Annotated in this window: 14 protein-coding genes and 1 pseudogene; 7 read left to right on the top strand and 8 right to left on the bottom strand. The window is 40.3% G+C overall.

Features of this window, described 5'->3' with window-relative positions; all coding sequences use genetic code 11:
* The 6 genes and pseudogenes from B4F91_RS09575 to B4F91_RS09550 form a co-directional block, all read left to right on the top strand.
* Positions 1 to 796 (top strand): annotated as a pseudogene (locus B4F91_RS09575) (spermidine synthase); the annotation flags it as partial.
* Positions 797 to 876: 80 nt separating this feature from the next.
* The gene (locus B4F91_RS09570) at positions 877 to 1,290 is read left to right on the top strand and encodes a YjfI family protein (RefSeq protein WP_004589139.1); all 414 of its coding nucleotides are present in this window, start codon (positions 877 to 879) and stop codon (positions 1,288 to 1,290) included.
* A gap of 24 nt (positions 1,291 to 1,314) precedes the next feature.
* Complete coding sequence (locus B4F91_RS09565; protein WP_096040925.1) at positions 1,315 to 2,007, top strand: PspA/IM30 family protein; 693 nt, start codon at positions 1,315 to 1,317, stop codon at positions 2,005 to 2,007.
* A 73-nt stretch (positions 2,008 to 2,080) separates the two neighbouring features.
* Positions 2,081 to 2,719: a DUF4178 domain-containing protein gene (locus B4F91_RS09560; protein WP_054983738.1), complete on the top strand. Its 639-nt coding sequence runs from the start codon at positions 2,081 to 2,083 to the stop codon at positions 2,717 to 2,719.
* The gene (locus B4F91_RS09555; protein ID WP_004589142.1) at positions 2,716 to 3,036 is read left to right on the top strand and encodes a hypothetical protein; all 321 of its coding nucleotides are present in this window, start codon (positions 2,716 to 2,718) and stop codon (positions 3,034 to 3,036) included. The genes B4F91_RS09560 and B4F91_RS09555 overlap by 4 nt, the downstream gene beginning before the upstream one ends.
* Positions 3,037 to 3,051: 15 nt before the next feature.
* Positions 3,052 to 3,237 carry a hypothetical protein gene (locus B4F91_RS09550; RefSeq protein ID WP_004589143.1) on the top strand — a complete coding sequence of 62 codons (186 nt, stop codon included), beginning with the start codon at positions 3,052 to 3,054 and terminating at the stop codon, positions 3,235 to 3,237.
* 20 nt (positions 3,238 to 3,257) lie between these two features.
* On the opposite strand, the gene B4F91_RS09545 is transcribed toward B4F91_RS09550, so the two are convergent.
* The 5 genes from B4F91_RS09545 to B4F91_RS09525 form a co-directional block, all read right to left on the bottom strand.
* Positions 3,258 to 3,662: a hypothetical protein gene (locus B4F91_RS09545; RefSeq protein ID WP_029772226.1), complete on the bottom strand. Its 405-nt coding sequence runs from the start codon at positions 3,660 to 3,662 to the stop codon at positions 3,258 to 3,260.
* A gap of 10 nt (positions 3,663 to 3,672) precedes the next feature.
* Positions 3,673 to 4,197: a hypothetical protein gene (locus tag B4F91_RS09540; RefSeq protein WP_174694602.1), complete on the bottom strand. Its 525-nt coding sequence runs from the start codon at positions 4,195 to 4,197 to the stop codon at positions 3,673 to 3,675.
* Between the two features lie 107 nt (positions 4,198 to 4,304).
* On the bottom strand, positions 4,305 to 5,681 hold the full coding sequence (locus B4F91_RS09535) for a class II fumarate hydratase (protein WP_096040927.1): 1,377 nt from the start codon (positions 5,679 to 5,681) through the stop codon (positions 4,305 to 4,307).
* Between the two features lie 10 nt (positions 5,682 to 5,691).
* Positions 5,692 to 6,057 carry a hypothetical protein gene (locus tag B4F91_RS09530; RefSeq protein WP_004589147.1) on the bottom strand — a complete coding sequence of 122 codons (366 nt, stop codon included), beginning with the start codon at positions 6,055 to 6,057 and terminating at the stop codon, positions 5,692 to 5,694.
* A gap of 101 nt (positions 6,058 to 6,158) precedes the next feature.
* On the bottom strand, positions 6,159 to 6,344 hold the full coding sequence (locus B4F91_RS09525; protein WP_004589148.1) for a hypothetical protein: 186 nt from the start codon (positions 6,342 to 6,344) through the stop codon (positions 6,159 to 6,161).
* Between the two features lie 200 nt (positions 6,345 to 6,544).
* Here B4F91_RS09525 and B4F91_RS09520 point away from each other — a divergent pair, with 200 nt between their 5' ends.
* Complete coding sequence (locus tag B4F91_RS09520; protein WP_096040928.1) at positions 6,545 to 7,135, top strand: DUF938 domain-containing protein; 591 nt, start codon at positions 6,545 to 6,547, stop codon at positions 7,133 to 7,135.
* On the opposite strand, the gene B4F91_RS09515 is transcribed toward B4F91_RS09520, so the two are convergent.
* The 3 genes from B4F91_RS09515 to B4F91_RS09505 form a co-directional block, all read right to left on the bottom strand.
* The gene (locus B4F91_RS09515) at positions 7,112 to 8,251 is read right to left on the bottom strand and encodes a GNAT family N-acetyltransferase (protein ID WP_096040929.1); all 1,140 of its coding nucleotides are present in this window, start codon (positions 8,249 to 8,251) and stop codon (positions 7,112 to 7,114) included. The genes B4F91_RS09520 and B4F91_RS09515 overlap by 24 nt on opposite strands.
* An 86-nt stretch (positions 8,252 to 8,337) precedes the next feature.
* The gene (locus B4F91_RS09510) at positions 8,338 to 11,058 is read right to left on the bottom strand and encodes an ATP-binding protein (RefSeq protein ID WP_096040930.1); all 2,721 of its coding nucleotides are present in this window, start codon (positions 11,056 to 11,058) and stop codon (positions 8,338 to 8,340) included.
* A 132-nt stretch (positions 11,059 to 11,190) separates the two neighbouring features.
* The gene (locus tag B4F91_RS09505; RefSeq protein WP_167381737.1) at positions 11,191 to 11,679 is read right to left on the bottom strand and encodes an RNA-binding protein; all 489 of its coding nucleotides are present in this window, start codon (positions 11,677 to 11,679) and stop codon (positions 11,191 to 11,193) included.
* Positions 11,680 to 11,781 lie beyond the last annotated feature (102 nt).

Genomic DNA, 11,781 nt, shown 5'->3' with positions numbered 1-11,781 from the left:
GCAAATATATCACTCAATGCTGGTGTATCCGGCAATGCTCGCATCAAACCGGCACGATAGCGTATTAATTATTGGTGGTGGCGACGGGCTTGCCCTTAGAGATGTTTTAAAGTGGCCAGTGAACGACGTAACGTTAATTGATTTAGATGCACAGCTGCTTAATTTATTTGGCCATAAAGACGGTGATTTTGCAGCGCCTGAGTCTATAAGTAAGCGGTTATTAGCGCTAAATAAACAATCGATGTTAGACCCACGCGCCAATATTATTGTGGGAGATGCGTTTTTAGAGGTTGAAAGGCTCCTTGATCAAGGTAAGCAATTTGACACTATTTTAATTGACTTGCCGGACCCTAATCATCCCGATTTAAACAAAATGTACAGCGACTATTTTTATAACCATGTACGTCAATTGTTAGCTCCCGATGGCGCAATGGCTGTGCAATCAACCTCGCCTTATCATGCCAAAAAAGCATTTTTAAGTATTGCTAAAACGGTAAAAGCGGCGGGTTTTGATTATGTTGAGCAGTACCAGCAAAATATTCCTTCGTTTGGGCAATGGGGGTGGACAATAGCCACTAAAATGGGTCAGCCAGCCAGTGGGCGAATTAAAAATATAAGCGCTATGCCGGTGCCATCAAGGTGGGTAAGTAAAGAATATTTATTAGCCAGCTTTGTATTTCCTAACCAGTATTTTGAACAAGTTAAAAGTATTGAGGTCAATAGGTTAGGTTCTGGTCAGCTATATGATTACTACCGTAATGCGTGGCAGATAGAAAGCGAATTGTATAAAAATTAATAAAACATGGTTGACATAATATGTCGACCATGCGAATCTTAACTCAGACATAATATGTCAAACAGCAAAAAGGCAGAGACATGGAATTAAATGAACTTTCAATAAAATTAGCTTCTTTTGAAACAGAAGGCGCTAACTTTGAGTCTTTCTTGATTGCCAACCCTGGTGAGCAAGATGTTTTACAAGTCATAGTTGATGGAAACGATGAGCTTCCAATTTTTGTTACGCAAACACAAGAGCAGTTGTTATGTATTAGCTACTTGTTTGGCGAAGATGAAGTAAAAAGTGAATTACGCAACGAGTTAAACGAAACACTACTACGTTTAAACGTGCCAATTCCACTGAGTGCATTTGCTAAAATCGATAACAAATACGCGATTTTTGGTGCACTGTCGGTAAATTCATCATTAGATGATATTACCCACGAACTAGTGACACTAGCTGACAACGCTATTGACGCACTAGAAGCCGTGACCTTGTATTTAAACGATTAGTAACTAGTTAGTGGAGTTAAGATTATGAGTATATTAAAAAAATTATTTACAGCAGTACGTGGCGGCGCGCGTGAAGCGGGCGAAGCAATTGTAGATGCAAACGGCATTCGTATTTTTGAACAAGAAATAGCAGATGCGCAAAATGCACTTAATCGTGCTAAAAAGAGCCTTACAGAAGTAATGGCTAAAGAAATGCAAACTAAGCGTAAAATTAGCGCAGTTGATGCATCAATTGCTGAGCACGAAGCATATGCAGGCCAAGCACTTGAAAAAGGTAACGAAGCCTTAGCATTAGAAATTGCCGAAAAAATTGGTGACTTTGAAGCTGAAAAAGCTGAAAACGAGCAAGTATTAGCAGGTTTTAGCAATCATATTGTAGCGCTTAAACAACAAGTTAAAGACGCTGAAAAGTCGATTAAAGAAAACCAGCGTCAGCTTACTATGGTTAAAACCACAGAAAGCGTACAGCAAGCTACTATGGCGGTTAACAGCACGCTTAATACTAATAGCTCGTCTATGACATCGGCTCGTCAGTCGCTTGAGCGTATTAAACAGCGCCAGCAAGATCGTAGTGACCAGTTAGGCGCTGCTAAGCAACTTGAGTCAGATACAAATGGCAACGATTTAAAAGCAAAAATGGCTGAAGCCGGTATTGGCGATACAAGCCCAAAAAGTGCTGATATTTTAGCGCGCATTAAAGCCAAGCAAAACGGCTAATAGTTCGTACATTTATAATAAAAGGTAATTAAGCGTGGCTTAGTTACCTTTTTTGCTTAAGGGATGCCTCATTATGTTTAATTTTTTCAAATCTAAAAAAGAGCCAGAACGTCAGCTTAACCATGCAAGTGAGCTTAAAAAAGGTGACATGTTTAGCGTTATCGATTCATTTGCGTATCCGTCGTGGTTAAAAGGGCAAACGCTGCGAGTTATTGATATTCAAACCTATCAATATCAGCACAGTAGTGATACTGAGTTTGTGCTTGAGACGAACAGCGGACAGGTGGTATTTTTACAAATTGAGCAAGATGATGGCGAGCAGTGGGCTAATTTTTCAATCAAAATTCAGCGTGACGACGTAGAGCAAATATTTGGGCTAGACGAATTTTCACGTATTTTTGATGAAGAGTCGTTAACTCATATACAGGTACAAAATACGCCAGAGCAGTTTATGCAGTTTTTAGCTAAAAGCTATCAGCAAAGTGAATCGCCTTATGTGTGCTATTTCCATAACAAAGATTTTCGTGGCCAGTCATTACCGCGCTATGAGCAAGAGGGTGGCGAACCTTGTGAAATGATTTGCTTAGCATCGCCAGACGAAAGGCATGGCTTAAATATTGAAATATGGGATGGCGGTGAGACCGAAGTGTCACTAACGCTAACACGCCCAATTACCGATATAGTCGACTTGTTTCCAGGAGATGCGAAGTGAGTGATGCTAAAGACAAGTGGTTACGTCAAGAGCAAGCCGTGCGTGCCACACAAATGGCATTTGATTTAAGCAGCGAAGTACAAAAGTCGATAAAAAAGCAGGCCATTGACCAAGAGCTTACGCCCTCAGATATGATCCGTAAAATTTTAGGCTTAGATGTAAAGTCTAAAAAAACACGTCAGCGCCTATCGTTTAATCTAAACGATGATGAAATAGCCCAACTTGCAACGCGGTTTAATGTCCAAAGTGATGATAAGCGAGCCGTAAAGCAACAAGTAGCAGAGTTATTAATTGCTCATACTAAAAACACTAAGTAGTTAATTTAGATTTATATGAATATTATTTTAATTGCTTACTTAATTATTTTTGCTTTATTTGGCACAGCTGCAAGTTACTTTGTGCGATTTATTTATGCGTACTGGGTAAAAAAAGAAATGCCGATGAAATACATTGTTAAAGCAGGAATTTGTGTGGTGCTGGTGGTGGTTATTTCAGCGTTAATACCTTTTATAGGTTAACGCTGAAATTGGCGTTTGCGCTATTTTATATCAAATGCCTGGCATTGCTGATTAATACACAGGGTTTGTACCTCAAGTACCGGTGAGCAATCGGTTAGACCTTGCGCTTTGTTTTGCGCTTTTTGTTGTTGTGTAATTTTTTGGGCAACTTCTTCGGCGTGCTCTTGAGAGGTATTAAGTGTTGAATACACAACATACTTACTTGGCCCACCACATGCTCGTGCACCTACTTCAAGTACCTTACATTGAAAGCTTGCGGTGCAACTATTATCACTAACAATGTTATTAAGATCGTAGTTCAAGTCAGACAAATTCTGATTTTGCTCAGTACTTGATGATGTGCTTGCACAGCCGCTAAGTAATAGCATTGCGCTGGTGGCAACACTCACAATTGATAATTTAATTGCTGATGGTAAACAACTCATAACCTTGTCCTTAAAATACACTTACCGCTGAACCTTCAAGTTTAACACATTTATTTTCAACACACTGCGTGCTTGGAGAAGTTAAATGCTGGCACGTGCTCATCATTTCATTTTGTGTGTTGTAGGCTTTTTCAAGCGTTGTTATTTGCTTTGCAAGCGAACTGACTTGCCCCTCTTTAGCTGATTTTGTTGAGTAAACAACATAATCACTTGGTCCGCCGCAAGCTTTGCTTCCTACAGGCATAACCTTACATTGTTTAGAGGTGTCGCACTGTGTATTGGCAATTAACGTATTAAGCTCGCTTTTTGCGGTTTTAATGTCGTTAAGTGATACTGCTTTTAAAGCGGTTTTTATGGGTTGTGATGCATCAGTAGGGGTTTTGTGCTTGTTTTCACTGCTGGTTTGTTGAGGTACTTCTTTATGCGGTACTTCTTTAAGCTCGTTCACCGAGTTAGTTGGTGCATCTTGCGATGTTGTTTCGAGGCATGCAGTTAAACAAAGTGGTAAAAGTAGGGCTAACAGTTGAGTACGCATAACAAACCTTGATAGTGATGAATTATTCATCACTATCATACACGGTGCATTTTTAACGGCAATAAAAACTATATTATCAAGTAATTAAAGCCGTTTTAGATTTACCTTTATAAACCGCCTTGGGTAAGTTTAGTGGGGTTAAGCAGCTTTTCTAATTCACTGCGTGAAAGGTCGGTTTCTTGCTCTGCGACATCAATTATTGGGCGGGCTTCTTTGTAGGCTTGCTTGGCTATTTTGGCTGCTTTTTCGTAACCGATCACCGGATTAAGTGCAGTCACTAAAATAGGATTTTTGGCCAGTGCTTTATCAATATTGGTTTGGTTTACTTTAAAACTCGCAATGGCTTTATCTGCCAATGCTTGGGCGCTATTAGCAAGTAACTCAATGCTTTGTAAAATATTGTGCGCAATAACAGGTAGCATTACGTTTAGCTCAAAATTACCCGCTTGGCCTGCCACGGTGATGGTTGCATCGTTACCTATAACTTGAGCGCTTACCATGGCTGCCGCTTCTGGGATCACCGGGTTTACTTTACCCGGCATAATCGACGAGCCAGGTTGCAGTGCTTCAAGCTCTATTTCGCCAAGCCCGGCAAGTGGGCCTGAGTTCATCCAGCGTAAGTCATTGGCTATTTTCATTTGTGCTACAGCGAGCACTTTTAGCTGACCTGAGAGCGCTACAATGGCATCTTGCGAGCCAATATTGTAAAAAAAATTACTGCTTGGCTTAAAACTTATACCCACATTTGCGCTTAAGTTTTTAGCAAACTTTGAGGCAAATTCGCCATCAGCATTTATACCCGTACCAACAGCAGTCCCGCCTTGGGCAAGCTCACATACTCGCTCTAAGCTATGGCGAATGCCTGAGGCTGCATTATTTACTTGTGATTGCCACGCGCTTAGCGTTTGCTCAAACGTAACGGGCATGGCATCCATTAAATGCGTACGGCCAGTTTTAACTATTTTGCCAACGTCTGCCTTTTTTTGCTCTAAACTCTGCGATAGTTTTTCAAGAGAGGGCAGTAATTCATAAACCACGTTAATAGCACTACTTAGTGCAATGGCTGTAGGCACTACATCGTTAGAGCTTTGGCCCATATTTACATCATCGTTGGGGTGAACTGGCTCATTACCAATGCGGGTTGCAAGCGTAGCGATAACTTCATTAGCGTTCATGTTCGAGCTGGTGCCTGAGCCAGTTTGGAAAATATCAACCGGGAAGTGCTCGTAATGCTCGCCATCAATAATTTGTTGGCATGCTTGCTCAATAGCGTTGGCTTTACTTTTACTTAAGTGATTTAGCTCAAAGTTACTTTGTGCTGCTGCTTGCTTAATGTATGCAAGCGCTGTTACAAACTGTTTTGGCATAGTTAAGCCGCTAATAGCAAAGTTGTTAACTGCACGCTGGGTTTGCGCTTGGTATAGCGCATCACTAGGGACCTGTAATTCACCCATGCTGTCGGATTCGGTTCTAAAATTGCTCATAAGTCGCTCCTTAAAAAGGGTTAAATTCGTGACTGAGTACGCGAGCTTCGCGCTCAAGTTTTAAAAATTTTTCAGTATCGTTATGTGCATAGTAAAAGCGTTTTAATGCCAATAAGGGTTTATATAATTGCTCAAGGCACTGCTTACGAATGGCATTGTGTATTAGAGGGTCGCACATTTTATTGATAATTTCATGGTGAGTGCGTAATAAATATAATTCTTGTAGTAAGGGGTTACGCTGTTTTTCAAAGCTTTTAGCAACGTTTAAAGCGGTTTCTATGTAGTGAGCTACCACCATAGGCGCATGTAAGCCCGGGCGTAAGCAGTTACAAGCAAGTTCATGATGATAAGGCTGTAATGCCTGAAAGGGAGACATAAAAAAACCGATTCAAGTTAACGATAATAGTTATCATTACATTTAATCGGTTTCAGTGTAAACAGTTATTATAAAAATTATTTGCAGCGTTTAATTGAGTATCAATTATAGCCAAGAATGAATATTTGGTCTGTTTCATGTTTTTTTAGCGCCTGTTGATTTTGGTTACAGTGAGAAAGTAAGTCGATTACAGTGGCTCTACTATCACAGGTGCTGCTTGGTTTTTCGGTGCTTTTTTCTGTCACTGAGACCACAGCGTCTACAGCGGTGTAAGGGGGAGTATGCATAATTTTATCCTCGTATTTAATATCGGTAATACACCCTACTTAGGGTTGATTTAATTAAAGCATAATACATACCATCGCCTTATTTTTATTTTAGTGCCATGAATTAACTCACTTTTATAAATTATCTATAAAACTTTAATTGTTCAGTGCCATTTTTTTGCGTTAATGTTGTGCAATAAGTTTCAATATTGGTGCAGGTCATGATCAAACCTTTCTCACAAGCGTGTGAAAACAATAAGGGTCCTATTTTAGAAGTGCTTAAAACGGTTTTTAATAAGACAGAATCGGTACTCGAAATAGGCTCGGGTACGGGGCAGCATAGTGTGTTTTTTGCTGAGCAATTACCGCATTTACAGTGGTATACAAGTGATCGCCATATTAACCATGAGGGCATAAATTTATGGCTTAAGGAGGCAAATTTAACTAATTTACACGGCCCTCTTGAGCTTGATTTGAATTATGCATGGCCGGTAAATAACGTAGATGCTATTTACACAGCAAATACGTTTCATATTGTAAGTTGGCAGTTGGTTGAGCAATTTTTTAAAGGGGTTTCAACACACTTAGTAAGCCAAGGTGTAGTGTGTATTTATGGCCCTTTCAAATACCAAGGGCAGTTTACAAGTGCAAGTAATGAAGAGTTCGATCGCTTTTTAACACAGCGTGACCCATTTAGCGGTATTCGTGATTTTGAGGCCATAGAGCAATTAGCAAGGCATGCTGGCCTTACACTCATAAGTGATACAGCTATGCCAGCGAACAATCAGTTATTGGTTTTTAAACGGCAGTAAATCAGCGCACTGCGTTTTATAAATTGTCATATGCTGGCGTTCTCGCTTTAGGTAGTCGTTTATTGCTGCTCTAAAGTCGGGTTCAACAATATAGTGGCTAGAGTAGGTAAAAACAGGCTCAAACCCACGAGGTATTTTATGCTCACCTTGAGCGCCGGAGTGAAAGCAATGTAAGTTATGCTTAATCGCAAACTCAATCCCTTGGTAGTAACACAGCTCAAAATGAAGGGAGTCTATTTCTTCGCTGGCGCCCCAATAGCGGCCATACAAGGTGTTTTCACCTTGTAAGCTTAGCGTTGCTGCCACTATTTTGTTGTCTTTTTTGGCAAGCATAACAATTAGCTGATCGCCCATTAGTGCCTGTAATAAAGTAAAAAACTCAATATTTAAATACCCTAAATGCCCAGAACGTTTTAAATAAGTACGCTGATAAAACTCACAAAATAGCTGCATTGTTTCAGGGCTTAGGTGCGAGCCTTGCAGCCATTCAATGGAAATATTTTGCTGCGCTATTTTAGCTCGCTCTTTTTTTAGCGTTTTTCGTTTGCGTGCGGTGAGTGTATTTAAAAAATCGTCAAAGGTTTTAAAGCCTTTATTAAACCATTGAAACTGCACGCCTACGCGCTGCATTATATCCTCAGTACACAGGGCTTGAGCTTGAAACTTTGGGCAAAAGTTAACATGCCAGCCAGACCAACCTTGCTCCACACTGGTTAAATTTAATTGCTTTTTTATGTACTCGTATACGCTTTGTGTATTCGTATGTGCAATGGCAATACGCTGGCCTTCAATAGGGCTAAAAGGTACACCGCTTAGCCATTTAGGGTAATAGGCTAATCCGTGTTGCTCGTAGGCTTCTGCCCATGCCCAATCAAAAACATACTCTCCGTAAGAGTGGCTTTTTAAATACCCAGGTGCGAGTGCGACTAATTTGTCAGCTTCATAAACCGCTAAGTGCTGAGGCTGCCAGCCTGTCTCTTTGTTTACACAGTGGCTTTGCTCTAATGCATATAAAAATGCATGGCGGGTAAAAGGTTCATTACCGAATAATCGAGTCCATTCGTGTACGTCTATCTGGTTAATATCACTAAACCATTGGTGGGTAAAAGTGGCCATTACTGCTTACCTTGGGCTGCTTTATAGTGGGTGGTGGCGTTTTAAACTAAGTTAACACAAGCGCATTTATTTAGCGCATTATTGTATTAGTGCTCTTCAATTTCGGCGTATTGGGCTAAGCACGCGGTTAGCTTAACCAGTTCTAGCGGTTTTGCAAGATGCTGATTAAAACCAACGGCTTGAGCATGGGCTTTATCCTCAGGCATAACATCGGCGGTCAGCGCAATAATAGGCAGCTCTACCTCACTTTTAAATTGTCTAATTAGGGCGGTGGCTCTGTAACCATCCATTATTGGCATTTGGCAGTCCATTAAAATTAAGTCAAAGTGTTGCTCTTTTGCTATATCTACTGCCGCTTCACCATTTTCGACAATATGGGCAACAATACCTAATGAGCCTAGCATGGCTTTAATTACCATTTGGTTTACCGGGTTATCTTCTGCTACTAGCACTTTTAAAGCCGCCAATTTAGTACCCGAGTATACAAGCTCGGCTTGCTCTTGTACTGGGCTGGTGCGAAGCTCAACGTCAAATTTAAACGTAGAGCCAACGTTTGGTTCGCTCTGTAATGTGATGTTACCACCCATTAATTTACTGAGTTCTTTTACGACAGTTAAGCCCAGACCTGTGCCACCGTATCGCCTTGATGTTGAGTCGTCTGCTTGGGTAAAGGCACTAAATAGCTTGGACTGCTGGGTGGGCTCTATGCCAATACCCGTATCTGTAACGGTTACGGTTATTTTAACTTTGTCAGTACTGATAAACTCTCCGCTAAAGTCTACATTTACTTTGCCTTGCTCTGTAAATTTTATTGCGTTGCTGCAAAGGTTTAGCACTACTTGCTCAAAGCGTAAAGGGTCGCCTACATACCAAGTATCTACCGGAAGATGACTGCTAACCTGCCAGCCAATGCCTTTATTGGCTGCACTGGCTTCAAACATTGTGTTAATACGCTTTATAATTGCATGAAGGTCAAACGCTGTGCTTTCTAGCTTAAGCTTATGTGATTCAATTTTTGAAATATCAAGTATGTCGTTAATCAGGTTTAGTAAGCTTTTAGATGAAGAGTTTATTTTGTCTAAGTAACCAATAAGAGTGTGTGCGTTGTCTTCTTTGCGCGCTAATGATGAAAAGCCAATAACTGCATTTAATGGTGTGCGTATTTCATGGCTCATATTGGCTAAAAATCGGCTTTTAGCCTGATTAGCTAAGTCAGATTGCTTTTTAGCTTGCGCAAGCGAATGGGTGCGCTCTGCGACTTTTCGGGTAAGGGCAATTTGTTGCTGATTAAAAAGCAGTAAAACAATTAAAATTAAAGCGCATACCACCAATTGCAAGGCCATTAAATACAGTGTTAATTGGTTATTATGGGGGGCAAGGTATTTTTCTTTTAAGGCTAAATGTGCATTCCATATTTGCCCACCAAAGCTGAGTTTTAGTTTCATAACACGGCTGCCCTGAGCAATATTTAAACTTTTGCCGTAGTTACTATAAAATGCGGGCTTATTTACATCTTCATAGAGCGCAATAGAAAACATCTCTGATTGTTGCTCGTTAATCGCTTGCTCAATAATATTACGCACTAAAAACACACCTGTTGCGTACCCCTTTATAATAGCTTTTTGCTGTTGTTGTTCGTACACGGGGGCAAATAGCAGATAGGCAGGCTCAGGCTCAGCTGTTTGCACTAACTGAATAATTTTAGTGCTGACTGGCTGATACCTAATTGCAGGGTTTACTAGCGATGCTTTTCTGTCTGGGTTTGAATACACATTAAAACCAACCGCTTTTTGGTTGCCATTAAAAGGGGCAATGTATTTAACGATGACCATCGGATCGTCTGGCTCAAGGGGCTCGCCGACAATTTCAAAGTCTAGATGGTATATATCGGCAACTTCTTGGGTAAACGAAGCTCGCTCACTTTGCGCTATTTTTTGATTCCACGAAAGCGCTTTAATAAACGAATGCTGCGTCAGTAACTCGCTGGCGTAGGCGTAAAAGTCTTGTTGGTTTAAATCTGGGTTAGATTGTACTTGGCTGGCTAAGCTTTGCACTGCTATTAAACTTTGGTTGATGTAGCGATATAAGCTATTTTCAATAATGTGAGCTTCTCGCTCGGCGACTTTAACGGTATTTTGTCTGTTTTCTTGGTTATAAAGCTGAGTAGTTACTGCAACAGATACAAATAAAATACTACATACCGCTAACGTAGGCAGTGGCGATATAGGCCTATTTTGCCCTTTAAACTGAGTAAGCACCAACAGCAGAGGAGTGGCAATAATTACGCCTAATGAGTCTCCTAGCCACCAAAATAACACATTTTGCCAATGATCTTTAATATCGTATGCGGAGTTAAATTGGCTCAGCGCAAACACCCCAAAATTTGCTGAAATTAAACTAACCGCAATGCCCACAACAAAAATAAAATAAATGATACTTGCGCGTTTTTTAAAATACAGCGGGTGTCCAAGCCAATATTTAAGTAAACCAGCCCCCACCATTGCCTGCAATACAATGCCAATAGCAATATACATGGCTTGGCTGAAGGTATTGCCAACTAACACCATATCGTGAGCTGTGCTGTCAAAAATATTAAAGTTAAAAGCAAAGGCTGCTATAAAAAGCGCTGGAATGAAGCGCCACCACCACATATAGCATCCAACTAAGGCAATACCTGCAGGTAACCATACCGGGATAATTTGAGTATTAAAGGCGAGCTTAGTGAGTGAAATACCAATTAAAAAGTACGCTAATGAAAAAATTATGTAAAAGATAACTGAATGATATTTTGAGTTAAAATTTTTCACATAGCTCCCTGACTTTTTAAAAGTACTTAATTTTAAATATCAGTATAGCGAACAGTATGTTATTTGCGGTATTTTTTAATATATGTTGTAAAAGGTGTACCTTGCGCAATGTGTAAACTGCTTATTTAGCAGTTAAGGTTGTTTGCTCAGCTGCTGTTTTTGCTGCTGTAAAATAGAGATTTGTTGCTCTACAGCGCTAATTAAGGTGTTATAGCGGTTTTGAATCGCCGTAGTTTTAGTGGCTATCGCATCGGCTATTGATTCGGCGCCCATTCTATTAGCTTGATCTTGAGTAACATAGCTGGCTTGTTGTTTGGCGTCGGCTAAGTCTTCTTTATAGTTTTTGATAGTAAGCTGGTGGCGTTTAATTTCACGATCAATTTTTTTAATCTCAATGTAGTTATCTACAGAGGCACCAGGCATTGCGGGTGAGTTTGCATTATTGCCGTACTTATCGGCAACTAGTGGCTGTTTTAGCTTAATAACTTCTGCATTGTCAGCACAGGGTGTTTGGCTAAATGTAGCGACTCCTTTAATTGTGCATTTATAAACCGTAATGTCTTGGGCTGCGTGTGTACTTAAAGCCACAAGGCCTATTAAAGGTGCAATTAAACGAAACATAATTAAACTTACGTTAGTGGAGTTGTTATTAATAATGCCGTAACTACCCAGTGTATTCAATGTGTTTTGATTTACCTATTTTAATAAGAAATGGTGGAGAAG

The sequence above is a fragment of the Pseudoalteromonas sp. UBA6610 genome (genome assembly GCF_002433295.1).
Lineage (GTDB): Bacteria > Pseudomonadota > Gammaproteobacteria > Enterobacterales > Alteromonadaceae > Pseudoalteromonas > Pseudoalteromonas atlantica.
Note: the sequence above shows the minus strand (reverse complement) of the source record. Positions and strands in the feature narration are given on the sequence as shown.

Bases quoted from the DNA above. Each gene is read 5' to 3' on its own strand.
- B4F91_RS09545 (WP_029772226.1), bottom strand. From the start codon at position 3,662: ATGAGTTGTTTACCATCAGCAATTAAATTATCAATTGTGAGTGTTGCC.
- B4F91_RS09520 (WP_096040928.1), top strand. From the start codon at position 6,545: ATGATCAAACCTTTCTCACAAGCGTGTGAAAACAATAAGGGTCCTATT.
- B4F91_RS09565 (WP_096040925.1), top strand. From the start codon at position 1,315: ATGAGTATATTAAAAAAATTATTTACAGCAGTACGTGGCGGCGCGCGT.
- B4F91_RS09505 (WP_167381737.1), bottom strand. From the start codon at position 11,679: ATGTTTCGTTTAATTGCACCTTTAATAGGCCTTGTGGCTTTAAGTACA.
- B4F91_RS09515 (WP_096040929.1), bottom strand. From the start codon at position 8,251: ATGGCCACTTTTACCCACCAATGGTTTAGTGATATTAACCAGATAGAC.
- B4F91_RS09560 (WP_054983738.1), top strand. From the start codon at position 2,081: ATGTTTAATTTTTTCAAATCTAAAAAAGAGCCAGAACGTCAGCTTAAC.
- B4F91_RS09530 (WP_004589147.1), bottom strand. From the start codon at position 6,057: ATGTCTCCCTTTCAGGCATTACAGCCTTATCATCATGAACTTGCTTGT.
- B4F91_RS09540 (WP_174694602.1), bottom strand. From the start codon at position 4,197: ATGCGTACTCAACTGTTAGCCCTACTTTTACCACTTTGTTTAACTGCA.
- B4F91_RS09550 (WP_004589143.1), top strand. From the start codon at position 3,052: ATGAATATTATTTTAATTGCTTACTTAATTATTTTTGCTTTATTTGGC.
- B4F91_RS09570 (WP_004589139.1), top strand. From the start codon at position 877: ATGGAATTAAATGAACTTTCAATAAAATTAGCTTCTTTTGAAACAGAA.
- B4F91_RS09535 (WP_096040927.1), bottom strand. From the start codon at position 5,681: ATGAGCAATTTTAGAACCGAATCCGACAGCATGGGTGAATTACAGGTC.
- B4F91_RS09525 (WP_004589148.1), bottom strand. From the start codon at position 6,344: ATGCATACTCCCCCTTACACCGCTGTAGACGCTGTGGTCTCAGTGACA.